Genomic DNA, 23,364 nt, shown 5'->3' on the forward strand with positions numbered 1-23,364 from the left:
TTGTCACCATGGGATGCCTACTCAATCTCTTCAAAATCATCCAGGTCGATAACAAGGTCTTGCTCAACGCATGCAAAATCGAAGACAGATTGGTCACAACAGGCGAACCCGTCACCGTAACAGGATTTCTACAGGAAGATTCCAAACTTCAAATAAAGTCTTTCCCAGCTAAAGTCGTTGCGGACTCGACATTCCCCGAATATGTAGCACGGGCCTTGAACGTTAGGACTCCTGGTGGATTCAGCGGTGCGGCAATTTCAAGTTACGGCAAGGTAATCGGAATGAGTTTTGGAAACAGCACCCGCAAATCCGACATATCGTTCTTCTATGACGGTATGCTCTTGTCAGAATATATACGAAGCCAAAACCGACCCACGACTGCAGACATATCAAAATGCACGTATCAAGTCCGAAGCTATGTCACCGTAGAATAATCATGAAACAGCTTATCGGAATCATCCTTCTCTCCTTCTTCGTGGCATTTGCCGCAGATGACATGCGTAACGGAAACGGGTTCTTCGTTAACAGCGATTACATCATCACTGCATACCATGTGGTAGAAACCTTTGAACATAAGTGTTATTACGATATCAAGAATGACACGTGCTACAAGACTCATATGGTTGATTACGATTTGGAGTCAGACCTCGCTCTTTTGAAACTTGATGAAGTGCCTGTTGCAATGCCTATGGTATGCAGTCTCGAACACAATGAATTGCCAAATGGGGAAAAACTGACTTCGTATGGCTACACTCAGCCGTTCATTAACCCTAATTTGACGGTTGTGCCTATGCGAATTCGTATGCAGTATCGTTATGATGGCAATTACAGCTATTATCGCACAAGCGGAATAATAGAATATGGAATGTCTGGCGGACCTAATTTTACCAGGGATGGGCGAATTGGCGGAATGAACAAATCTGTATCGCTAATGGAAGAGAATACTAGCAATCTGGTGAAGTCTACGGAAGTGGTTCGCATGCTTAGAAGGAATGGCGTAACCGAATATCCGAACACCAAGAATGTCAAAAAATGTGCAATCAGCATCTTGAATTCCGTTGAGGTTTTTAAGTCTGCTCAATTAAAATGGGGCAAATAATATAACCATGTTTGATTTCATCGGTAACATTTTTGAAAGGATTACTAATTTCTTTGTTCAGATCATCTTGCTTATCATCATCGTGTTTGCAGTTGTCTTGCTTTTACTTGCAGCGCATAGGCACAACAATAACCCCTATGTGGACCATTCGCAAGATATTCAGAAACAAAAAATCGAGACCGAACGAGAGGCAAAATACAGGGAGGCTCTGCAACGCCTCTATGACGAACAATATGGAAAATAAACAAACAACAACGGAGTTGTCACCATGGGATGCCTAGTTAACATGTTCAAAATCGTCCTCGGAATCTTCTTGATTCTCATCATGCTTGTTGTGGGATACAAACTCGTGTTCGACCCATATCGACCCGAATCCCCTAACAGCTGTTGGTCTCATAAGTCGGCAGAAATGGATTCCCAACAGAATGAACCTTCAATCGACAACATCAGTTACGATGTCCCGATGCAAACAGGAACAACTCATGACTACATAATGGCTAACACCTTCCAAAAACAATTCGTCCGAATGGAACTTGACCCCGAACTTGAAAAAGGTCTCGTATTTGTCATAAAAGCTTTCAAAACAGTCTTCGGACAGGACTTCTCTCCTACAATCACTTCGGCTCACGATTCTTTCAATACGCATAACAAATGGTCTCCTCATCGTTGGGGGCGTGCTGTCGATATAGGTCTCGCTGACCTGCCTCTAAAAGAGAAAAGACGTATCGTAAAGTTCCTAAAAGCTACAATGCCCGATTACTTTACTATCAGGTGGGAAAACCAAGGCATTCAAACTGAACATCTCCACTTACAATATCGCCAATAATAAATAGAAGTCTGAAACGCCAATATCATGATACAACGACTTGGAATCATTCTATCTTTCGTCGCAAAGACATTTGCTGACGACATGCACTATGGAGTAGAATATGGCAATTTTTGAAATCCTTTTTATCTTGGCCGGTTTTTTCGTTGGCCTTGTGTCGCGGGGAGGAATGTCCCTGTTCTTGCTTCCGCTTGCCGTGGTGGCGTTCGTGCTCGCCATGATGAACAGGCCGAGCCCGACAGGCTCCAGGGCAAAGAAAATCGTGAGTTCGATTTTGTCGGCGGCATACCTTGCCGCGGTAGTTATCGCGGTACTTGCCTGCTCGCTTGCTTTTTTCCAAAGCGGTTCCAAAGAACGGTCAGATGCCCCCAAAAAGGAACCGACAGTTGCATTGCAGGTTCAAAATGACAAGGACTTGTCCGTTCTGGAAGAGAAGGTGGATAAAGTCTATTCCATGCTTGCCGACATGAAAATGGAATACAGCCTGATTGGGAAAAGCGATCTGGAGCGGGTCAAGGCGGAGATTGCCATACATGACGACGAATTGATTGAGTGCGACCCCACAAAAGAGAAGGGCTGTATGGAATTCTCCAATTATGGAACGGAACGCGACAGCAGCAGGTTTTACATGGTATCCTTGCACTGGGAGTTGCCGAGGTTCCAAGTTTATCCTAAATGGGTCTACCGGAAAATCATCAAGGGGTTGCTGGGCGATGACTTGACCGATGCCGACACGGTCCTTGATTCTAGACAGTTAGGAAAAATTCATAAAAGGGCCCTTTACCGTCAGGTGGAGGCATACAAGCGGTCCATTGAGTCCGAACTCAGGAATTATCCCGATGACTGGTATTATGACAGCGCCCGGACGGAAGTCGCCGCCACTCTCAGATACGAACGCCAGGACAGCATAGATTTCGCGTTCGATTCACTGCTGTGGACGACTTATTATATTTCGAAAGCCGAGTACACTGCCGGTGCCGCCGCAGGATCCAAATACGAGTATCATCGGACCTTCTCGAAGAAAGACGGGTCGCTGGTTGATTCCACAATATTCAATCCAGAAGAAAAGGAAAAGATTGTATCGCTTCTTCGTAAATATGCGACAAAATACGAAGTCAATGCCGATGCCATCGACATGGATTTCGAGCTGAAGCCTTCTTTTTGGAAGGACGGTATCGGTTTTGACGGGTACTCTTTCAAAATCGGCTGGCATTCCCGCGGCAGCGTGATGATCGTGGTGCCTTACAAGGAAATTCTGCCCTATATGGAACCTTGGGCCCGCCAGAAATTCGGTTTTACTGAAGGCGGAAGCGCATAATATTGTCCCCTGCCATCTGCACACACGCTTTGTCGCAACCAAGCAGATCGCAAGCAAGGACTGGAAGAAAATTTCTAGGGAGAACGCGAACAGATTGCTTCGTGATTCTTATTATCGCACGACGAATAAAATTTGACAAATCTAAAATCAAAAGCGATATTATTGTTACAGAAAAATCAAATCTCTTTCCTTACGAAAGACATCATGCCATTCGCTACAGGAGCACAATCATGAGTAGAACGGAAAAAGTACACACCCACAAGAGTCCGGGCGTAAGATTCTCAGAGGCGTCTCGCCGAGCCAAAATAAAGGCGACTCGTTCCGCAAACAAAAGCGAAATGAGGAAAATGAATGACCCAGACGACCTTGTGTTTGTATTTGAAAATAGGCGACGCAATCGTCCCCCAAAAATAGGAAGCGCAGGTTACCTTGACCCCGCCCTAAGCGAAGGAGATCTTTTGAAAAAACTACTTGCAACTAGACAAGCGGAAATAAACGATAAGCATCCTGTCAATTTCAGTGCCCTTAACAAAGACATCATCAATCGGGCAAAGCAAAAAAAATCTGACTTCAAAGGGGCTCGATACCAAGCCATGATCCTTCTTTCAGAGAAAGAGCTTGCAGAGTGCATTCACCGATTCTACGCTAGCAAAGGTTTAAAAGGTCGCACGGCAAATAAAAATTGACAAATCGGAATTCAAGAGCGATATTACCCAAAGGAACCGTAGCTTCATTTAGAGGACTTGAATAAAAAGAATTCTTCTGCTAACGCCTGTATTTTCCATTTTGGTTTTTGCCGAGAAACCATCCGGCAACTCCCTGATGCTAGGAAATAAAATTTTCCGAGCCACCACAGGCGAAGGTTGTTTTGCCACGTTCAAGCATTAAGAAGATTCTCCATAAGGCATCCTTTAACAAATGACCATGGTTCGACAAGCTCACCACTCCGCCAAAATCATTTTCAAAAGCCGCCCCCAAAATTTTTATTATTTTCATAGCGCATTTTTCTATGAACCCATTCCCCTTTACACGCTTTGCCCCCAGTCCCACCGGTTATTTGCATCGAGGGCACGTCCTTTCGGCTTTATTCGTGTACGCCGCCGCCGAGCATTTCGGATACCCGATTCGCCTGCGCATCGAAGACCACGACAAAAGCCGGGCTCGGCAAGCTTACATCGATGCCATCCGCGAAGATCTGGAATGGTTGGGATTTTCCTGGGAAGCGGAATCGATCCAAAGCGCCAACGAAAACCGCTACCTTCGATTTTTCCAAAAACTGAAGGAGGAAAACCGCATTTACGCCTGCGATTGTTCCCGAAAATTTACATTCGAGACGAATCCCACCAACAGCGAAGGCGAAGCCATTTACCAAGGCCACTGCCGCCATCTGGATTTGCCCTTTACGGAAAAAAATGCCGTCCGATTTAAAACCCCGAGCGCCACCATCGAATGGAATGATCTGCGACTGGGAAAATTTTTCGAAAATCCCGCCGAGCAATGCGGCGACTTTGCCATCAAAGACAGGGCGGGGCAATGGACTTACCAATTCGCCGTCGTCGCCGACGACCTGGAAGAAGGAATCGGCCTTGTCGTCCGCGGAGAAGACCTGCGCGCCTCTACCGCACGCCAAATCGCCCTGGGCCAAGCCCTCGGCAGAAAAACGCCGCCTCTTTTTTTGCACCATCCGCTCATCTGCGCCGAATCGGGGAAAAAACTTTCCAAAAGAGAGCACGCCGCAAGCATCCGGGGCGAGCGGGAACTCGGCATTTCCCCCGAAAAGCTTCTGGGAGAAGTCTGCGTTCAAGCCGGACTGCTTTCCTCGTTCAGGTTACTTTCTGTTAACGAATCCATTCTGCTGGCAAAAAAGCATCTATTTTCCAAAATTTGAAATATATTCCGGTATATATGGCGGACGACCTGTTTCATAAACTCTTAAATCTTCGCGAAGCCTCTTTCGATTTGAATCATCAGAGCCGACTTTTGAATTTTGTCCCCCAGGCAAAATTCCAGACGCCGCTGATGTCCGAAGACGGCATTGCCTTTTTGGAAAAATGGATGCGCAAACCCGTCGCACTCCCATTGTCTTTGTTCGCTCCGGTGACTGCGGCTTTTTCGGATACAAGCCAGAGCAATCTCTTTGCCGACATCCGATACGCCATTCGTTCTTTGGAAGAGGGCACCGGGGAACAGAATGCGTTTTTATGCATCGGCTTTTTGAAATCCCAAGGGTTGGCCCCGCTCCTGCTCGTCCCCGTCCAAATCGACACGAAAAATCTGACGGTCTCCCTTTCGGCGACCCCACCCATAGAAAACATTCCTCTCCGCGTCAAGAACAAAGAAACGCTAAAATTTCCCGTGGCAAAAAATTTTGTCATAGGCGGAACGTTCCAGATTCGGAACTACTTTGACGCTGTTCAAGAAGCAATCGTCCCTTTCCCGGAATGGCGCAGTACTTCCCGCGGGCTATTTATCGGCTTTTACGATTCCGCAAGCCTTTACGCATTCAACGATATGGAATCCGAAAGCTGGAAACAATTTGATTTGACCGGTCATCTTTTATCCCAGCTGCTTTCTTCCGAAGGTTTCCACGTCGTCGAATCCGATTTGGATTCCAGCAATCCCAACGACATTTTCAACCCAACCGAGCATTTTTTCACGCACATTCTGGATTCCGAAGCGAACACGGCCTTATTGGAGTCCCTTTCTCCCGCAAACGATCTTTGCGTTGTCGAAACGCCTCCCGGTTCTTCTGGGGAAGAATTTTTGGCCAATTATATTTCCGAAAGCGTCTCCACCGGAAAAAAGGTGTTGCTGACCTACAAAAGAAAAACCTCCTTTGCCCGCTTTGAAAAAACGTGGAACCCGCAAAGTCCCGAGTACAAAGACACGACTTTGGAAAAAGCGCGCGAAGCTCTATCCCAAGCAAGGGCTGCGGTCGTCAATTACGACAAAGCGATAAACCAGCCGATTCCCATCGGAGGCTGCTCCTTGGCAGACGCTCTGGCGGCACTTGCCCAAAATACCAACCGCAAAAAAAACTGGTCCGATTCCACATTCAGCGGCTCCGAAAATTTAAGCAAAGAACAATTTCATTCCGCGCAAAGCAACCTGCAAGATCTTCTGGAAATTCTGGATCGCGACAATTCCCAAAAAGCCCTGGAAGCCTACGACGGCGGTCTTTTGGATTCCACAAACGAACTGCAAAAGAAAAGGCTTGCCGAAAAATTAAAAAGGGCGAACGAAGAATTTTCCACTCTATCCACTTTGGCGGAAAGCGTCTCCAACGTTCTCTTTTTCAATCAGAATATCGACATTCAAACCCTTTCGGATTTAGGAAACGCCATTTCCCCGGATTTCAATAATTCCACTCCTTCTTTTGACGGCTGGGCTTTGGAATCCAAAGACTGGACGACTTTCAAAGATTCCTTGCAGGCTCTTCCCAACGCCGGAACCATCTGGTCGGAATTTCGCAGAACCGGCTCGCCCATTTATGTAGATGGCGCCATTGACATGCAACTTGGCGTTGCCCGGGAAATTCTCAAGGACAATTTAGACCGCACGTTTAAAGCTTTCTCCGAATACTATCACAATGCGCGGAAAATCCTGCTGCGCACGCTGAAAGACCCGAAACAAGGCCGCAACGACGCCGACCTGCTCGCTCTTACAGACAAGCTCATCCAGCTGCAAGACAGCAAAAAACTCTACACGAACACTTCGGCACTTGCCGGTCGGCTTTTCGGAAAGGATTGGCAATTTGAACACACCAACTGGATTGTTCTCGACGCCAAAATCCGCTGGTTCTACAATTTTCGGCAAAAGGCCGAAAAATCCGAGAACGCCTCTCTCGCTTATGCGATTCTCTCAAAATACAGCCAGATTAAAAATCAAATTAGCGATGCCCAGGCTCTGCGGGAATTGTGCCGCCAAGCGCAAGAAGATTTTGACGATCTTTGCCGCGAATTTCAATTCCAGAAAGCGGACGACTTCAAAAGCGTCACCGAACAAGCGGAACTTCTTCAAAAATGGGAAGCCGCCCTTCCGCTTTTACCCATCTTTACCCAAATCCAATCCAAGCGCAAAGAATTGCGAGAGCAAAAGCTGGACGAACTGGATAAAGCCATTATCTCTTCGCATCCGGGCAAAGAATTTCTGGCTGCCGAATTTTCCAGATTCTGGCATTCCCTGCAAATTCAAAGAGCGTGCAACATATTCCCGGAACTTTTTTCATCGACGCCCAAAATCCATACCAAACATGCACGCGATTTTCGAGAAGCCTCCGACGATCTTTGCACCATGAACCTACGTTTTGCCAAAAACGTCGTTCAAAAAAATCCAAAGCTGCTGACCATTCTTCCCATCGGGCAGGTCGCAAGCAACCTTCCTAAAGAAGCCCGGCAATTCGATGTCGCCGTCATTCTCGATGCCGAAGCCATTCCGCCCAACCAGGCAATCCCTGCGCTTCTTCGTTCCCAACGCGCGATTCTTTTTGGCGATTCCAATTTACCGACACCGCCGTTTCCCAATGTTCTAGGCGAGGAACGCCAGCCTCCTTTTATCGCTTCACAATTTGAAAGCGTCATCTCCTATTCTTTATACAAAGGGGCCAAACTTTCGTTTTTAGCTTTAAATCGTTTGCACAAGCACCCTATCCTTATCGATTACGCCAACCGAAACATCTACAACCAAAAAATCAAAAAGCTGCCGCCGCCTAATGCCGAAATTCCAAACGACATTCAGGTCTCGATGGTTCAAGATACTTCGCTGGCAATCGCCGATGCAGCAGCAAAGCACGTCGAACAGCACCCGATGCAATCTCTCGGCATCATTGTATTCACCGAAGAACGTCGCAAAAGCGTCTTCCAGGCCATTCAGAAAAAAATCCATGAGCATCCCGATTTAGGATTTTTCCTTTCCCCGAAAGACGCCCTGCGCGACCCTTACGTCAGGTTGCCCGAAGAAGCTTCCGGAAATTTTCGCGATGTTCTTTTTATTTGCGCAGAACCCGTTGCGGCTATCGCCAATCAAGGATTCAACGCCAAATCCGTCCATGTCTGCGCAACTCACGCGCTTTCGTGCCTGCGCATCTTTACCAGCGAACCCTTTGAAAAAAGTTCCTCGGCAAATGCAGGCGTTCGCGCCTATGCGGATTTCCTGTCCTTTGTACAGACAGCAAAAGAAATTCCCTTGTTCAAAGCAAATCCCCTTTTGGCAACTCTCGAAGAACACATTTTCCAAAATTTGGATTCCGACCAATGCCAAATTGAAAAAAATTGGGGTTACAACGGCGCATCGATTCAATTCGCGGTCCATGACAGCAACAATCCGGAACATTTTCTGCTGGGCGTGGAAACCGATTCTTCAAATGGTTATCTGCGGGAATCGGTAGAAGACAGGCTTTACTTGCGAAATAAAATTTTGGAACATCTGGGCTGGAAAATCATTCGGCTCTGGTGCCCCAACTGGTTCCGCTCTACCCATGACGAATGCGAACACGTCCTGACAACGATTGCCGTTGAACAGAGCGTCGCCCCGCCTCCGCGCGAAAAAAGCAGAGAAGAAGAGGAGCCCGAATTTCACGTCGAACCTTATAAAATCATCAATCCCAAAATTGAAGGAAGCGTGCACGACGTCCCTATTCCGGAGCTTGCAGCCAAACTTTTGATTTTGCAAATGAAATTTTATATCGACGCGGAATCGCCGATTCACGAAAAAAGTCTCATCCGCCGAGTTTTGCATTTGCACGGTCTGCACAGAGCGGGTCCCGTCGTCGTCCGGGCGATTAAAAACGCCATCGTCCAAGGTCTCGCCAAAAAAGCGTTCATCAAAACGGGTCAATTCTTCTATACGACCAATAACAAGCCCGTTGTTTTGCGCGACCGCAGTGCCCTCCCCGAAGAGGAGCGCAAACTGGTTTTCGTCTCTCCCGAAGAGAAAGAACTTTTCCCGCCCGGAACAGACGAACAGACAATCAAAGAAACCCTAGGGCTGCTTTAAGGCCTTCTCTAAAAATGGCTTTAGTGGTCCAACGGGTTCACCAAGAGTGAACGGTGTTCCGTCCCCCCATATCCCCGCTTTCCCGTCATTTTATATTAAACATTGCGAATCGTGCCACATCGTCACCCCGAACCGTGCCACATCGTCACCCCGAACCGTGCTACATCGTCATTGCGAACCCTTTAGGGTGAAGCAATCTTCATGCGCGTCAGGATTGCCGCGCCTACGGCTCGCAATGACAGAGCGAAAAAACTCCTCGCAAGATGTAGCGCCACTGCTCATAAAAAAATTCCGCCCCAGTAGAGCGGAACCTTTGATTGCAAGAACTCGGTTTTAACGAACCTATTTTGTCGTGCGGCGAACGCCCCAAACTTCCGTCACATTGTGCTTGCCCTGTGCACTCCCCGAAGAAGAGCGCAAACTGGTTTTCATTTCTCCCGAAGAGAAAGAACTTTTCCCGCCCGGAACAGACGAACAGACAATCAAAGAAACTCTAGGGCTGCTTTAAGGCCTTCTCTAAAAATGGCTTTAGTGGTCCAACGGGTTCACCAAGAGTGAACGGTGTTCCGTCCCCCCATATCCCCGCTTTCCCGTCATTTTATATTAAACATTGCGAACCGTGCCACATCGTCACCCCGAACCGTGCTACATCGTCACCCCGAACCGTGCCACATCGTCACCCCGAACCGTGCTACATCGTCACCCCGAACCGTGCCACATCGTCACCCCGAACCGTGCTACATCGTCACCCCGAACCGTGCCACATCGTCACCCCGAACCGTGCTACATCGTCATTGCGAACCCTTTAGGGTGAAGCAATCTTCATGCGCGTCAGGATTGCCGCGCCTACGGCTCGCAATGACAGAGCGAAAAAACTCCTCGCAAGATGTAGTGCCACTGCTCATAAAAAAATTCCGCCCCAGTAGAGCGGAACCTTTGATTGCAAGAACTCGGTTTTAACGAACCTATTTTGTCGTGCGGCGAACGCCCCAAACTTCCGTCACATTGTGCTTGCCTTTTTTGCCTTGCGTCGGAATTGTCGCGTGGGTGCTGAGCTTGGCAATGTAAGCTCCGGTTCCCGCCAGACGTCCCTTGGATGTCACCATATCCCAAGCGACATAGACATAACCGCGGTTATTCCGGCAGTCTCCGCCAAAGAATTCCTGATCAGAACAAGCGATGGAACCCTTCTTATGCACCACAAAAGTGCCCAAATTGGTGAAAATATCCAGTTCATAATGCAATTTCACATCGTCAATGCTGACCTTTCCGGCTGCAATCAAGGAATCCAATTTCGGATCGGTAAGAATGTTGCCCATATCCGTTTTGATAATATAACCGAGAGTGTTCGGATATTTTTCAAGCAGCGTTCCTACAGAATCGTAAATGCCCAGGAAATAGGTCTGAACCGGAGGAGCCTTCAAGTCCGCTTCGGAATTGACCGTTCCCATCTTGATGCTCGCTATCGTCGATTGGGCGTCACCTTTCAGAAGCATCCACGGCGACGGCACAACGACATCGTAATCCGTAAGACCGTTTCCGTTAGCATCTGTCAGGATTCCGGGTTTGGCTCGGACAAAATCACCCGACTGCGGAATAGAACCAAGAGAAGCATTAAAGGACATCGTCACATTCGAATCCACGATATAGGCATTGGTCGCAGAGACTTCCGTATATTTTGCTGAACCCACCAAATCGGTAGCCGAGCGCAAATAATACATGAAGAGCGACTTGATATCGGATTCCGCCGAAACGACCGGTTCCGAGAAAGTTACCCGAACTTGGAAAAGGCCTTCGGACATTTCCGAAATCGTTCCGCGGGTAATAATCGGAGCAACCTTGTCTTCAACCGTTTTGCTGAATCCCTGATGAGCGACAACGCCGTTCTTTTTGAAGCTTGCCCACGAATGAACCATAGCTCCGGAATGCGTGGTCTGCACTTCGGACGAAAGCGAAAGCCCACTAAAAGTCAGCACCGAGTCATAAAGGTCTCCGCTCGGCAGCAATTTTGCCGCCGCTTCAATCTGGGAGCGAGAGAGCGTTACCGCTTCTGTAGAATCCAGCGACCAGGTTACAATAATGGAATCCGGCAAAGAGTCCAATTTGAAAGGACGATGGTAACTAATCCAAAGCGAATCCGCAATGCCGTCCAGATATTCGTCCCGCGTAAAGTTCTGATCTAGACCCGCATAGGTTTTCGGCTCGCCCTTGGCGTCAAATACCATCACGGAATCGGGCAGAGGTACCGGAGGTTCGGTAAAGACAAGCCCGCGATATGTCGCAAAAACCAGAGAGTTCTCCGTGGTCGTCACCGTGATAAACGCACTGTCCAAAGTCAAATCATCCGGATAGCGTTTCGAAGAACGGAAGCGGATTTCGGCCTTACCTTCCACCATTTCCAAAGAAGTTCCCGTTAGGCCTTCCGAAGATTGCGCCGGATCCACCACCAAGCCATAGGAGCAACTGGTGCAAGGCGTTCCCGTCGTCGGATCAAACATAATGATATAAGCTTTGTATTCCGCACCGCGATACAAGATGGAATCCTCGCTGATATTCCAGTTGCCATAGGGCGGATTGATTTGTTCCGAGTAAGTGGAATCCACAAACGCAATCGCCGGGCGCGTAAACGTCAAAGCCAGCTTTTTATTGCGCACCCAAATTGATTTGGTAATGGACGAACTCGTCATCGCCGCAAGAGGAACCGTCGCCCACAGCGTATCTATGCCACGCGCACCGACTGTCTGGCTATCGCTCGATGTCAGCGAAGTCTGAGACGAGCTGTCTGCAAAGACCATCAATCCATCATCAAAAGACGGCGTATAGCGTTCATCTACAGCACCTTCCAAGTCCACATCCAGATTGCCGTTTTCCAGAGCGTCACCGATAGCGCCGACAAACACAGGAATGCGAACGCCGGCCATTGCCGAGGTGACCACCTTGTAAATATGTCCGGTTGAATCCTGACCGTCTTCGGTAAGCACATCCAGAGTTCCGGCGACACGGATGGTCGCCACTGTCGTTTTCTTGCCGTTGACAGCGGCGATGAGCTTGTAGGTTCCGGAAGGAAGGCCCGCAACAGCGGCTTTGTTAATCACCGGCTGATACCAGCTTGAAGAGAAATCGATAGCGCCAAAGAATACCTTTTGCCCACTCGCATAAGCAGAAGCGAAATAGGATTCGTCCAAGGTCGTTCCGCTTGCCGTCGTATAGGGGGAGCTGCCCTTGTAAAGCGCATAGGTCAAAGTGACGATTCCCGCCATTGCGTCATTGCAATAAACCTTTGTTTCCGTTCCCGAAGCACCGGAAAGCGCCGCAGCGCAGTCGCCCGCACCGGTTTCCTCGTAGCAGATATTATAGCGATCGCCGTCGCCCACATAAGTGGTATCCTTCGTGCGATTGATACCCGTATTCTGCTGGATATACATGTTCGTGTTGATACGGACGTTACTCATCGTGGTTCTGCGGTCGCAGAAGAAGATGTCCAAATCGTAGGTTTCGCCTTCGACAAACGGATTGTCGTTCTTGTCGGTCAAGTTGTCCAGCACGGCGTAGCCTGGAGCCGCGAGGTGCGTTCCGCCAAGGTCCACAGCCAGTTTGCCACCGATAAAGACCCAAATATCATCGTCACCGCGGAAGTTAAAGCGGAGACCCGGCTTGTAAACGAATTGAGCATGGCTTTCAAAACAGAACTGCTGGTTGCGCGTACTCGTCCAACGATACGTTCCCCCTGCAAGCGGAGTATCCGTTCCGTCCTTAAAGCTCGGCCAACCTGCCGGCCTGCTATCCTGGCAAGACCATCCCCACATACATGCATCCGTAGCCCCCAACCAAGAGTTTACGGCAGCTATGTCGTCATCGCCGTTAGCAAAACGACCGGAGCAATCATCCATTCCTCCGAGCCAACCTGCACCATTGCAAAGCAAATCAAATTTTTGCGCATTTTCCGCAGGATCCACTTCACGGAGCAAAGGTCCCACAAAGACCGGGCCTTCTGCACCGCGCTTCGTTCTTGCTGCAGGAAGCGGGGAGGATCCGTAACTCGTCAAAACATCCGCGTCTGTCGTCTGTTCCGTCGGATAAAATCCGCCTTGGGCCGTCAAACCTTTGCTCGTATAGTAATCGGAATTGAATTCCCATTTACCATAAGAATCACGATTAAACGGAAGGTCAAAGCACGTCATTTCGTTCACACCCGTAGTCGGATGGAAAAGCTGATTGAAAAATGCTTCGCTAATAAAGCACGTTTCACCCATACCCCCATCGCCGTCGTTTTCAGGAGAGGCTTTTTGTCCGGTCCAAGCGTATCTTGGACGATCCCATGCGTAACGCCGATACAGGCATTTACCGCTGCCTGAGCCTGATCAGCAGACACTCCCGGCACACCATACTGGCATCCCTCGCCCCCAGCGGAGTAACAGCTAAACGCCGGATGCAAACTCGCATCGGAATCATAAATAATCGCCGCCAAATGGTATTCGCAATTGCCGTCCACCATCGGATCTTTAACGGCAAATCCCTTGTCCGCTTCCGGGAAATCGTCCGGCCACATACTCGGATCCGACATAAAGAAAATCATGTTCGTGCTGAAAGAAGAGAACAAATCATTCATCGGGATGGCTGTCGGCGCATCTCCTGCCCCATCGTAACCATCCCAGCCGATCAGTTCGCCGCGTTCCGTGTCGGAATCCCTGTAAATCGTGATCGATGCGGGAACTTCCTGATTGAACCATACATAATAGAACCAGCCGCAACGGGTCGGGTCCGTAGACATAGCGACCCCGGTTTTCCCGCCGTCTGTACTCAGCATGGGAATGGAGCTGTTCCAAAGCTGATCGTCCGGGGGAAGGAAATAGAAATACTTGGCATCGGGAGGTTCCGTGGAGACGGCCGTTTTCCCTGCTGTCGTCGGATCTTCGTAAATGTAAAGGCTTTCGGAAGTACCGAAGTCCGAACAACTGATTTTATCGTTCTGATTCCAGCCTGTTACATTATATTGGGATTTCGTAATTCCAAAGCCGTTCCAATCCGAAGCGGCAAAGAAAAAATCCTTGGCATGTTGAGACCCCACGGAATTGGCTTTTATCACATACCATCCATCCGAAAGCGACGTGCTTGGAATTAAATTAAAACCACCATCCACCACCATTTGAAACGATGACCACCCCGGATCAGCGACATATATATTACCCGAACAGCTAAGAGCCCAAGTCTGAGCCGCCCCCAGCAAAAGCGAACAGCCGAAAACCGCTTTCGCGAGCCAGGACTTGACGTGTTTTCCATTTTCTTTCATAACATCTCCAAAACCAATCGCATCATCCCGTGCACAGGAGTCCGCAAATGACAGCCAAAAAACGGCTTTTGCCAAAAGTCGCTTTTATTCGCTTGAAAACTATCCTTTTTTTTTGGGAAAGGGTAGTTTTTTATTCGCTTACCCCCTATTTTTGCGTTTACATGTGATACCAAACGCCTTTTTTAGCAAAAAAGGGGCGGAGTGGGGAGTTGGTAGTTGGTAGTTATCAGCTGCCAGCCGTTTTTTCTCGTTTTCGGGCTTCAAGTAAATGAAAAAAGCCTATTTCGAAGCAATATCGGTCTTCGTCAAATGGAGCGCAAGTCATCGTCAGCGGTCCGTCATTGCGAGGAGCAGAGCGACGTGGCAATCTTGGCAGGCACCTCGTCATTGCGAGCAAGGCCCTATGAGCCTTGGAAGTTCTGCTTCCTTTAGGCGAATTGTCCCTTCCAGGGATACTTCAACTATGGAATCGGAGATTCCTAGTTTCAGGGATGCAAAGCCGAAGCAATCTTGGCTGGCATCTCGTCATTGCGAGGCGCGATAGCGCCGTGGCAATCCTATCTGCGGAAAAAGGATTGCTTCTACACTTCGAGTATAACTCCACTAAGTCAATAAATTGACAAGTGTCGTATAACCCCTTTGGGGTTCGGGGTGACGGTCGCGTTCAAATGTGACGGATTTTCTCCTTGGCGGATTCGCAATGACGGTTTTTCAGGCATTTTCGGCTTTTTGCTTTTGCCAAGTTCCCTGTTTTGATGAAAAAAACTAATATTTAAAGCGAAATGTACGATTTAGGCTCCCATCTTGAAAAGACTATTGTCGCCAGCGGCCTTACCCGCCCGATGCCCGCCGCCGAGCCGCGGCCCCATCTGATTGTACTTTATCCGCAGGCGTCTTTCCGCCAGATTCCCGTGATGCAGGGGAAAACGGTTATCGGTCGGGGAACCGACGCCGACATCCGCTTGGAAGACGACATGATTTCCCGAAAGCATTGCGAACTTTCCTGGGACGGCAACCGCATGACGGTCCGCGATCTGGACTCCACGAACGGGACGTTTCTGGACGGAGTTACCGTCACCGCCCACCCCAAAACGATTGAATCCGACAATCGGCTGCAAATCGGGAAAATGGTTCTGAAAATCGACTTTAAGGATCCCTGCGAAGAGGCCTTTGACCGGGAACTTTTTGAAGCCGCAACGACCGACCCGCTCACCAAGGTGCCGAACCGCAGAACATTTATGGATCGTTCCGTGGGGGAACTCGCCGCCGCCAGACGCAAAAATCTATATATGCACGCCTTTATGTGCGACGTGGACCATTTTAAAAAGGTGAACGACGAATGGGGACACCCCGCCGGCGATATGATTTTAAAAAACATCGCCCAGATTTTTACCCGGAACAAGCGCGAAAGCGACCTTTTTGCGCGCTACGGTGGCGAAGAATTTGTCTTTTTGCTCCCCGAGATGTCCAAAGCGGACGCCATCAAAAGTGCGGAACGCTTGCGTAAAGCCGTCGAAAGTTACAAGTTTTCCATTGACGACAAGATGATTCCCATTACCATTTCTCTTGGCGTTTCCAGTTACAGGGGAAAAGACATCCCGACCATCGAAACGATGATCGCCGCAGCCGACAAGGCTCTTTACTTTGCAAAAGAACACGGAAGAAACCAAGTAGCGAGTGCCGAATAAGACCCCACGATACAAGATTTGTATATTTAGGGCATGGCTATAACTCGTTACATTTTACAAATTCATTGCCCCGACCAGAAAGGACTTATCGCCGGAACCACCCAAGTTCTGGCCAAAGCGGGAGCCAATATCATCGACTTGACGCAGCACACGGCAAAAGATATCGGAACGTTTTTTCTCCGCGCCGTTTTTGAATGCGAACCGGAAGCGGCAGAAGAGATTTCAAGCCATTTGGAATCCATCGGGCCGCACCTTTCCCTCACCTGGAAACTTTACGACACATCCAAAGTCAAGCGGCTGGCGTTGTTCGTTTCCAAAACCGACCATTGCCTTTACGACCTGCTTTTAAAACACCGCGACGGCGACCTTCCCTGCGAATTTAGCTGCATCGTCAGCAATCACACGGAATTGGGGCCAGTCGGCGGCACCTTTGGCGTTCCCTTCTATTACGTTCCCAGCACGCAAGCCAAGTCCGTTTCCGAAAACCGCTTTCGCGAAATCATCCAGGAAACCAAAACGGACGGCATCGTCCTCGCCCGGTATATGCAAATCCTGTCGGCGGAATTTACAGAAGAGTTCAAATACAAAATCGTCAATATCCATCACGGATTCCTGCCCGCATTCAAAGGAGCCAAGCCCTATCACCAGGCATGGCACAAGGGCGTGAAAATCATCGGGGCAACCGCGCATTTCGCTACCGAAGATTTGGACCAGGGGCCCATCATCTGTCAAGATGTCCAGCGCGTTCCCGAGACCGCTTCCATCGACGAACTCGTCGAGCTGGGCAAAGACATTGAAAAACGCACGCTTTCTTCGGCCATCAAACTTTGGCTGGAACACCGCGTTTTTGTTTACGAAGGGCGAACCTTTATTTTATAAGGACAAATTTATGGAAGAAGAAAAAATCCAGGACGCCGAAATCGTTTCGGCAACTCCCGAAGCGGCGAATAAAATCGAAACCGACGGAGCGGAAGTCGCCCAAGCGAAACCCGAACAAGAGCCCGCCAAACAGGAAAGCCCTGCGGAAAAGAACCCGCCCAAAGAATCCGAAAAAGCCGAAGCACCAGCCCCGCAGCCTCAAGTCATCATTCAAAAGGAACGCGGACTTGCGCACTATGTGGGCTTTGTCCTGCTGACCGTTCTTGCGATTGTGTTCTTTTTCATTCCGGGCATTACCGTCGTGTATTTGGTCAGCTGCATCGCCGCCATCACGGCTCCGATCGCCTGGATTTTCGGGACCATCCTTTCGGTCATCGTCTGGCTTATCTTCAAGCTCAAAATCAAAGGTTTCAAAAAATCTTTCCTGTGGTACATCGGACTTTGCGTCATCGTGACCGTCATTTTGACGGCCATCTCTGTCGCAACGAGCGCCAATGTCTGGGCAAAAATTTTCGCACTCCTTTTGGGAGGTTCCAACTGATATGATTCAAAAAGATGAATTTGTTCATTTTCTCGTGCAGACAGGCGCACTCAAATTCGGAGAGTTCGTCACCAAAAGCGGACGTCACACGCCGTATTTTATCAACACGGGAGAATTTCGCACAGGCCAAGCGCTCTCCCGCCTCGCCGAATTTTACGCCCAAGCCTTTGTCGAACATTTTAAAGACAAGGCATCCAACCTTTTCGGCCCCGCTTACAAGGGAATTCCCCTTTGCGCAGCTACCGCTATGGCACTGTTTCAACATCACGGAATGGACCTGAGCTTTACCTACAACCGCAAAGAGGCAAAGGATCACGGCGAAGGCGGCAATCTTGTCGGCGATACTTACAAGGAACTCCGCAACGTCGTCATTATCGAAGACGTCATTACGGCGGGCACTTCCGTCAATGAAACGATGCAGACGATGAAAGCGTTTCCCCATGCGAAAATCAAAGGCCTCCTGATTTCCGTGGATCGCCGCGAACGCCTAGAAAACGGGAAATCCGCCCTGGCGACTGTCGAAGAAACCTACGGCATCGAAGCCCATTCCATCATCAGCATCGACGACATTATCGCCTTCTTGGAAAGCGAAGAGAATCGCCAAAAAATCGGAGCTCCCGAAAACATTTTGGAAAAGGTTCGCGCTTACCGACAAGAGTGGGGAGCCTAAATGAAAACGGCGCTTTTGCTTTTAACGCTGGTCCTTGCGGCCTGTTCGGGAAAGCAGTGGAGCGCCAGCCATCCGTATTATCGCGAATCCCCCGCCGCAAACGAAGAAATCGCCATACTCGGTCTCCAGAATGCGATTGTCGTTACCCGGGACAAATGGTTCGCTAAAAATTTGGGCATCCCGCGGGATTCCGTCTATCGGATTTTAGGAAAGCAAATCGAGAATTCCTTTACGCAGGAACTTTTGCAAACCCGCTATCCAAAACTTGTGATCTGGCCGGATTCGCTCTATGAAAAGCAGCCGGAAGAATCGCAAAAACTCGATGAACGCATCTACATCAAAGGGCACTTCCCCATTCAGGGAAAAGCGCTCGCAGGGCCCGACGGAAAACATCCGAAGCATCTGATTCTGATTCACGAATGCACTTTTGGACTCGACTTGCAAAAAGACAATTTTTACGATTATGCGCTTACAGGAAACGAAGCTTCCGAAAAAAAGACCGCCGAAAAACTGACGATTCTTCTTTCCTATACTTTATGGGACAACGAAAAACAACGCGCCCTTTTTAGTGCAGTCGCTGAAATTCCGCACGCCATTCCTCAGGGCATTCAACCGGACGATATTCTAAAAATTTCTGCCTTAGCCGCCGACAGCCTGGTAGCCGGTATAGACGGAGGCCGCAGATGAAAATTTTCTCGCGAACTTTTCTATGGGCATTTTTTGTCACCAACGCTTTTGCTGTCTACGCTTTTGCCGCCGGAAAAATGTTCTTCCGTTCGCCCTATATTCTTTGGCAAGATCCGGAAATTCTAGTCTGGTCGCCAGATTCCGCAGCTCCGATGGATTCACGGGAATTTGCACTATCGTTAAAGCGCACCAACGGAGGCATAGGAAATCCCTCGGTGCGAATCGCCGGAGAATGGGAACGGGATTCCAGCGCAGCCCTTTACGGAGCGTGGCTACGGAATAATTTGCTGCCAGAAATTCCTGCGGAACTTTTAAAAGCCCGCGCACAAGAAGTACAAAAAAAAATCGCCGGACTTGAAGACAAATATCTGCTTTACTTGAACAAAGACGGCAACACCCTGACATTCGCACTCTTTGATGAAAGCAGCTACTCGCCCAAAGCAGCGGGAACCATCCCTTACACCGCCGACAAAGTCGCCCTAGGCGACGCCATTGCGGAAATGCTTTTTGAAGGCGGCACCCAGCGACGATTGACCGCCGAAGAACGCAAAAAGAAAGCCGTTGAGCCCAACGAATACTATTCCGAACTCCCGAAATTCCGGGCATGGGTCGGCATTGCCGGCGGTTACACGCAGGCGCGGGTTCCTTTCACGCCATACAGCTGGTATCGCCGCAAACTGAATAGCGAAATCAAAAATTACCGCAACACCCGCGACTCGCTTTCCGCCTGGAATTTTTTGGAAGACGGCTCTCCGCTTTTGAACGTCTATGTCGGCGGCACTTGGTATGATTTTATCGGAGCCGAAATTTTCTTCCGTTTTTCGGAGCACGATGCCAAAATCGACGAGCGGGACACCATCTACAACGAACTGGATTACTGGAAGTTCTACCGTTTTGAAATCGGCATCAGCCTGATGCTTTCCCACCGGATTCCCCTGCACAAGAACGTGACGCTGATTCCTCACGCTTCCGTCGGATTCTTATACAGCTTCTTTTCGGAATCTATCGATACCAAAAGCGGTTACAAGCCTTCGGGAGCTTACAAATCCCGAATCGAATTTGCCAATTTTTACAAGGGTGCCGTTCTGTCCATTGGAGCCAAAAGCATTTTTTATGACCACTACGGCATTGATTTGCGGGCGGGTTTGGCCGGGCGCGGGCGCATTTTGGACAGAGAACCTTCTGTCGATGCAGTGGCGGAACCCACGGAAATCGGCGGTTCCACGATAGACTGTTTTATCCAACTCGGTTTTGAATATCACTGGAGCCTGTGAAACGGCACAAGAAAAGGGGATGTCAGCAAGAGCCAACTTCCCGGACTTCTGACCTCTAGGCACGAAAATTTTCCCACTTTTTTTCCTATATTTGTCGCGTATTATTTCAACGAGGCACATCATGCTTGACATTCGCAAAATCCGTGAAAATCCGGACTACTACATTGCAGAAACCGAGAAAAAGTACACGACAGTCAGTTTGAAAGACGTTCTTGCGGTAGATACGGAACGCCGCCCGCTTCTTACTGAAGTGGAAAAACTGAAAAGCGAGCGCAATGCGGAATCCAAGCGGATTGGCGAACTGAAAAAGAAAGGCGAAAATGCCGACGAAGCGGTAAAAGCCATGCGGGATCTCGGCGACAAAATTGACGGTCTCGATAAAAAGCTCAAGGAACTGGATTACAAGCAGACAGAAATGCTGATGCACGTTCCGAACATCGCCCCCCAAGCTCCGGAAGGCAAAGACTCTAGCGACAACGTGGTCGAAAAAGACGGGCCGATTCCCTTTGATTTCTACGCCAAGAATCGGGATTTTCAAGCCGTCGATCACAAAACCCTCGGCGAACGCCTGGGCATTTTTGATTTTGAACGCGGCGCCAAAATTTCCGGCAACGGCTTCCCTGTTTACCGCGGACTCGGCTCCCGCCTGGAACGCGCCCTGATCCAATGGTTCCTCGATGAACACATGGCGAACGGCTTTGAAGAGTTTACGCCGCCCTATCTGGTATCCCGCAATACGATGCGCGGCACTGGACAGCTTCCCAAATTTGAAGAAGACATGTATCGCTGCGACAAGGACGATGATCTGTTCCTGATTCCCACCGCCGAAGTTCCGCTGACGAATCTGTATTCGAACGAAGTCATTCCCGCAGACCAGCTTCCCAAACGCATTTGCGCTTATTCCGCCTGTTTCCGCCGTGAAGCCGGCTCCTACGGCAAAGATACCCGAGGCCTTTTGCGGCTGCACCAATTCAACAAAGTGGAAATGGTGTATTTCTCTCGCCCGGACAACAGTTACGAGATGCACGAAGAACTGACCCGCTTTGGAGAATCCCTGCTCGAAAAACTTGAACTTCCGTATCATCGCCTTTGCCTTTGCAAGGGGGATTTGGGCTTTGGCGCCGCCAAGTGTTACGACCTCGAAGTCTATGCGCCCGTAGAGCAGAAATGGTTGGAAGTCAGCTCTTGCAGCAACTTTGAAGATTTCCAGGCGCGCCGCGCAGGGATTAAAACCAAGATCGACGGCAAGAATGTTTTTGTCCACACCCTGAACGGTTCCGGACTGGCGACACCCCGCGTTATGGTTGGCATTTGCGACAATTATCAACAAAAAGATGGTTCTTTGCTCATTCCAAAAGTTCTGCGGCCTTATATGGGCGGACTTGAAGTCATCGAACCCAAAAAATAATTTTCTCGCAAAATTTCAAAAAGCCGCCGCAAGGCGGCTTTTTTGCATTCCATTCGTCCGCCCAAATACAAGAAATGCCTCTCGAAATCGCCGTCCATTTTCCCAGTCCTAACGCCGAAATAATTTATATTACAGGCAATGGCACGTTTGATATCCTTTATTCTCACCGCCGCTATCGCCCTCCATGCGCACCCGCATATTTTCGTTGACGCCCAAGCCAGTCTGATTTTTAACACCGATGAATTTGTCGGCGTACAAAATCGTTGGGAATTTGACCTCATCTACAGCCAAGCGATGATTGCTTCCGCGGATAAAAATCAAAACGGTCATTTTGAAAAAAACGAACTGGACTTTTTGGAAGAAAAAAACATCAAGCCATACCAAGCATTCAGCCGATTCAATTACTTAGGCGACGGCAATCAATTTTACAATCCCAAAGAAATTCAAAACCTGAAAGCATCCATTTCCGCAGAAGGCAAACTCGTTCTTGAATTTTTAAATGCTTTCCACATTCCGGGAATTTCCAACGATTACACGATGCTGGTACTGGTTGTCAATGATCCGTCGAATTATATTTCCATCACGATCGATATGGAAAAAAGTACAGTCCAATCGCCCAAAGAAATGGATGTCGAATATTTTGTGGACGCTCTGGACGGTTTAACCCAATTCAAAAATTTTTCTCGACAAGTCAAAGGGGTTTATGTTCGCTATAAAAAAACAAATTAAAATTTTGTCCATTCTGTTCCTTTGTCTTTGCGGTGGAATTTCTTTTTCCTTCGCCGACGCCAGCGTCAAAAAATTTGAATTTAAAAAGGCAGAACCTACACAAGAGATCGCCTCCGATGCGGACACGGCAACGGTGAAAACATCCAAACGCCAGATTTTTTTCGGATCCGATAAAATGTTGCAGCAATTGACGGAATGGCAAAAAAGCCTTCGAGAAAATATCTCCGGCCAAATCCGCAAATTGAAAGCGGGACATTCGGGAAGCGTCTTCCTCTTTCTGCTCATCTGCTTTGCTTACGGCTTCATTCATGCGATAGGGCCCGGCCACGGAAAAACGATTGTCGTCAGTTATTTTTTGGCAAGGCGAGGGAATGTGGCGCAAGGCATCGGGCTTGGAACCGCCATCACCACGATTCATACCCTTTCAGCGGTTATTCTTCTGTTCATTCTCTACGGCATTGCTAAAACCGCGCTGTTCCCTATTTTTGACGCCAGCCGAATCAACATCGAAAAGGCCAGCTACATCCTTATCGCTTTCACCGGAATCCTTTTGATTTTCATCGCCGTTCGAGAGTGGATTCACGGTCGCAAGAACGCACCGGCGAATATGCACGCCAGTTGGAAAGAGCTGCTTTGGCTTGCGCTGATAACCGGAATCGTCCCCTGCCCTGCGGTCGCCCTGATCGTCTTTTTCTGCCTGCTCAACGACCTTCCCGGCCTTGCCTTGCTGGGAGCCTTCGGCATTTGTCTTGGCATGGCTATCACCAATACCGCATTCGGGTTCCTTGCTATCGCTACACGGCGAGGAATCGACAAAGGAATCCAGCGAACAAAGCAACTGGAACGCTATGCAGTTTCCATCCATTCGTGCATCGCTCTTATCGGCGGACTGTGCATTTTTCTATTTGGCATCTTTCTTTTGCTCGGAGCATAACGTTTCCGCATCCTTTTACCCGGGTTA

General features: G+C 49.0%; 20 protein-coding genes. 17 read left to right on the plus strand and 3 right to left on the minus strand.

Annotated features, from left to right (window positions below):
* Positions 1 to 8 precede the first annotated feature (8 nt).
* The 6 genes from BGX14_RS15235 (at position 9) to BGX14_RS04850 (ending at position 3,929) form a co-directional block, all read left to right on the plus strand.
* On the plus strand, positions 9 to 434 hold the full coding sequence (locus tag BGX14_RS15235; RefSeq protein ID WP_073303239.1) for a hypothetical protein: 426 nt from the start codon (positions 9 to 11) through the stop codon (positions 432 to 434).
* 2 nt (positions 435 to 436) lie between these two features.
* A complete protein-coding gene (locus BGX14_RS04830; protein WP_073303241.1) occupies positions 437 to 1,099 on the plus strand; it encodes a serine protease in 663 nt (220 codons plus the stop codon).
* A 7-nt stretch (positions 1,100 to 1,106) separates the two neighbouring features.
* Positions 1,107 to 1,343 carry a hypothetical protein gene (locus tag BGX14_RS04835; RefSeq protein ID WP_233126407.1) on the plus strand — a complete coding sequence of 79 codons (237 nt, stop codon included), beginning with the start codon at positions 1,107 to 1,109 and terminating at the stop codon, positions 1,341 to 1,343.
* Between the two features lie 165 nt (positions 1,344 to 1,508).
* Positions 1,509 to 1,925, plus strand: coding sequence for a hypothetical protein (locus BGX14_RS04840; protein ID WP_233126408.1), 417 nt, complete (start codon positions 1,509 to 1,511; stop codon positions 1,923 to 1,925).
* A gap of 169 nt (positions 1,926 to 2,094) precedes the next feature.
* A complete protein-coding gene (locus BGX14_RS04845; protein WP_233126409.1) occupies positions 2,095 to 3,243 on the plus strand; it encodes a hypothetical protein in 1,149 nt (382 codons plus the stop codon).
* A 101-nt stretch (positions 3,244 to 3,344) separates the two neighbouring features.
* Entirely contained in the window at positions 3,345 to 3,929 is a 585-nt protein-coding gene (locus BGX14_RS04850; protein ID WP_073303248.1) for a hypothetical protein, read from the plus strand.
* A gap of 139 nt (positions 3,930 to 4,068) precedes the next feature.
* On the opposite strand, the gene BGX14_RS15500 is transcribed toward BGX14_RS04850, so the two are convergent.
* Positions 4,069 to 4,239, minus strand: a complete 171-nt coding sequence (locus tag BGX14_RS15500; protein WP_158223235.1) for a hypothetical protein — start codon at positions 4,237 to 4,239, stop codon at positions 4,069 to 4,071.
* A gap of 13 nt (positions 4,240 to 4,252) precedes the next feature.
* On the opposite strand from BGX14_RS15500, the gene BGX14_RS04855 reads away from it, so the two are divergent.
* Positions 4,253 to 5,131 carry a glutamate--tRNA ligase family protein gene (locus BGX14_RS04855; RefSeq protein ID WP_095879234.1) on the plus strand — a complete coding sequence of 293 codons (879 nt, stop codon included), beginning with the start codon at positions 4,253 to 4,255 and terminating at the stop codon, positions 5,129 to 5,131.
* Positions 5,128 to 9,237 (plus strand): DUF3320 domain-containing protein, encoded by a 4,110-nt coding sequence (locus BGX14_RS04860; protein ID WP_143394137.1) that lies wholly within the window; start codon positions 5,128 to 5,130, stop codon positions 9,235 to 9,237. Before BGX14_RS04855 ends, BGX14_RS04860 begins: the two co-directional genes overlap by 4 nt.
* A 965-nt stretch (positions 9,238 to 10,202) precedes the next feature.
* On the opposite strand, the gene BGX14_RS04865 is transcribed toward BGX14_RS04860, so the two are convergent.
* Complete coding sequence (locus BGX14_RS04865; RefSeq protein WP_233126491.1) at positions 10,203 to 13,418, minus strand: fibro-slime domain-containing protein; 3,216 nt, start codon at positions 13,416 to 13,418, stop codon at positions 10,203 to 10,205.
* A 5-nt stretch (positions 13,419 to 13,423) separates the two neighbouring features.
* Entirely contained in the window at positions 13,424 to 14,527 is a 1,104-nt protein-coding gene (locus BGX14_RS04870) for a hypothetical protein (protein ID WP_143394139.1), read from the minus strand.
* A gap of 782 nt (positions 14,528 to 15,309) precedes the next feature.
* On the opposite strand from BGX14_RS04870, the gene BGX14_RS04875 reads away from it, so the two are divergent.
* The 9 genes from BGX14_RS04875 to BGX14_RS04915 all read left to right on the plus strand — a co-directional run bounded on the left by BGX14_RS04875 (position 15,310) and on the right by BGX14_RS04915 (position 23,337).
* The gene (locus BGX14_RS04875; RefSeq protein WP_233126410.1) at positions 15,310 to 16,215 is read left to right on the plus strand and encodes a GGDEF domain-containing protein; all 906 of its coding nucleotides are present in this window, start codon (positions 15,310 to 15,312) and stop codon (positions 16,213 to 16,215) included.
* Positions 16,216 to 16,248: 33 nt separating this feature from the next.
* Complete coding sequence (gene purU / locus BGX14_RS04880) at positions 16,249 to 17,094, plus strand: formyltetrahydrofolate deformylase (RefSeq protein ID WP_073303259.1); 846 nt, start codon at positions 16,249 to 16,251, stop codon at positions 17,092 to 17,094.
* Between the two features lie 10 nt (positions 17,095 to 17,104).
* Positions 17,105 to 17,635, plus strand: coding sequence for a hypothetical protein (locus BGX14_RS04885; protein WP_073303261.1), 531 nt, complete (start codon positions 17,105 to 17,107; stop codon positions 17,633 to 17,635).
* A gap of 1 nt (position 17,636) precedes the next feature.
* Positions 17,637 to 18,305 (plus strand): orotate phosphoribosyltransferase, encoded by a 669-nt coding sequence (pyrE, locus tag BGX14_RS04890; protein WP_078775616.1) that lies wholly within the window; start codon positions 17,637 to 17,639, stop codon positions 18,303 to 18,305.
* A complete protein-coding gene (locus BGX14_RS04895) occupies positions 18,306 to 18,992 on the plus strand; it encodes a hypothetical protein (protein WP_095879239.1) in 687 nt (228 codons plus the stop codon).
* A complete protein-coding gene (locus BGX14_RS04900) occupies positions 18,989 to 20,266 on the plus strand; it encodes a hypothetical protein (RefSeq protein ID WP_095879240.1) in 1,278 nt (425 codons plus the stop codon). Before BGX14_RS04895 ends, BGX14_RS04900 begins: the two co-directional genes overlap by 4 nt.
* Positions 20,267 to 20,387: 121 nt before the next feature.
* Positions 20,388 to 21,674: a serine--tRNA ligase gene (gene serS, locus BGX14_RS04905; protein WP_073303268.1), complete on the plus strand. Its 1,287-nt coding sequence runs from the start codon at positions 20,388 to 20,390 to the stop codon at positions 21,672 to 21,674.
* A gap of 138 nt (positions 21,675 to 21,812) precedes the next feature.
* Positions 21,813 to 22,403 carry a DUF1007 family protein gene (locus BGX14_RS04910; protein ID WP_095879241.1) on the plus strand — a complete coding sequence of 197 codons (591 nt, stop codon included), beginning with the start codon at positions 21,813 to 21,815 and terminating at the stop codon, positions 22,401 to 22,403.
* Entirely contained in the window at positions 22,378 to 23,337 is a 960-nt protein-coding gene (locus BGX14_RS04915; protein ID WP_095879242.1) for a nickel/cobalt transporter, read from the plus strand. Before BGX14_RS04910 ends, BGX14_RS04915 begins: the two co-directional genes overlap by 26 nt.
* Positions 23,338 to 23,364: the final 27 nt, after the last annotated feature.

Source organism: Fibrobacter sp. UWS1 (assembly GCF_002300445.1).
Classification (GTDB): Bacteria; Fibrobacterota; Fibrobacteria; order Fibrobacterales; family Fibrobacteraceae; genus Hallerella; species Hallerella intestinalis.

Excerpts from the sequence above, each read along its gene's own strand:
- pyrE (WP_078775616.1), top strand. The coding sequence starts at position 17,637 with ATGATTCAAAAAGATGAATTTGTTCATTTTCTCGTGCAGACAGGCGCA.
- BGX14_RS04900 (WP_095879240.1), top strand. The coding sequence starts at position 18,989 with ATGAAAATTTTCTCGCGAACTTTTCTATGGGCATTTTTTGTCACCAAC.
- BGX14_RS15235 (WP_073303239.1), top strand. The coding sequence starts at position 9 with ATGGGATGCCTACTCAATCTCTTCAAAATCATCCAGGTCGATAACAAG.
- BGX14_RS04875 (WP_233126410.1), top strand. The coding sequence starts at position 15,310 with ATGTACGATTTAGGCTCCCATCTTGAAAAGACTATTGTCGCCAGCGGC.
- BGX14_RS04835 (WP_233126407.1), top strand. The coding sequence starts at position 1,107 with ATGTTTGATTTCATCGGTAACATTTTTGAAAGGATTACTAATTTCTTT.
- BGX14_RS04870 (WP_143394139.1), bottom strand. The coding sequence starts at position 14,527 with ATGAAAGAAAATGGAAAACACGTCAAGTCCTGGCTCGCGAAAGCGGTT.
- BGX14_RS04855 (WP_095879234.1), top strand. The coding sequence starts at position 4,253 with ATGAACCCATTCCCCTTTACACGCTTTGCCCCCAGTCCCACCGGTTAT.
- BGX14_RS15500 (WP_158223235.1), bottom strand. The coding sequence starts at position 4,239 with ATGAAAATAATAAAAATTTTGGGGGCGGCTTTTGAAAATGATTTTGGC.
- BGX14_RS04845 (WP_233126409.1), top strand. The coding sequence starts at position 2,095 with ATGTCCCTGTTCTTGCTTCCGCTTGCCGTGGTGGCGTTCGTGCTCGCC.
- BGX14_RS04910 (WP_095879241.1), top strand. The coding sequence starts at position 21,813 with ATGGCACGTTTGATATCCTTTATTCTCACCGCCGCTATCGCCCTCCAT.
- BGX14_RS04885 (WP_073303261.1), top strand. The coding sequence starts at position 17,105 with ATGGAAGAAGAAAAAATCCAGGACGCCGAAATCGTTTCGGCAACTCCC.
- purU (WP_073303259.1), top strand. The coding sequence starts at position 16,249 with ATGGCTATAACTCGTTACATTTTACAAATTCATTGCCCCGACCAGAAA.
- serS (WP_073303268.1), top strand. The coding sequence starts at position 20,388 with ATGCTTGACATTCGCAAAATCCGTGAAAATCCGGACTACTACATTGCA.
- BGX14_RS04915 (WP_095879242.1), top strand. The coding sequence starts at position 22,378 with ATGTTCGCTATAAAAAAACAAATTAAAATTTTGTCCATTCTGTTCCTT.
- BGX14_RS04865 (WP_233126491.1), bottom strand. The coding sequence starts at position 13,418 with ATGACGTGCTTTGACCTTCCGTTTAATCGTGATTCTTATGGTAAATGG.
- BGX14_RS04895 (WP_095879239.1), top strand. The coding sequence starts at position 18,306 with ATGAAAACGGCGCTTTTGCTTTTAACGCTGGTCCTTGCGGCCTGTTCG.
- BGX14_RS04840 (WP_233126408.1), top strand. The coding sequence starts at position 1,509 with ATGGATTCCCAACAGAATGAACCTTCAATCGACAACATCAGTTACGAT.
- BGX14_RS04830 (WP_073303241.1), top strand. The coding sequence starts at position 437 with ATGAAACAGCTTATCGGAATCATCCTTCTCTCCTTCTTCGTGGCATTT.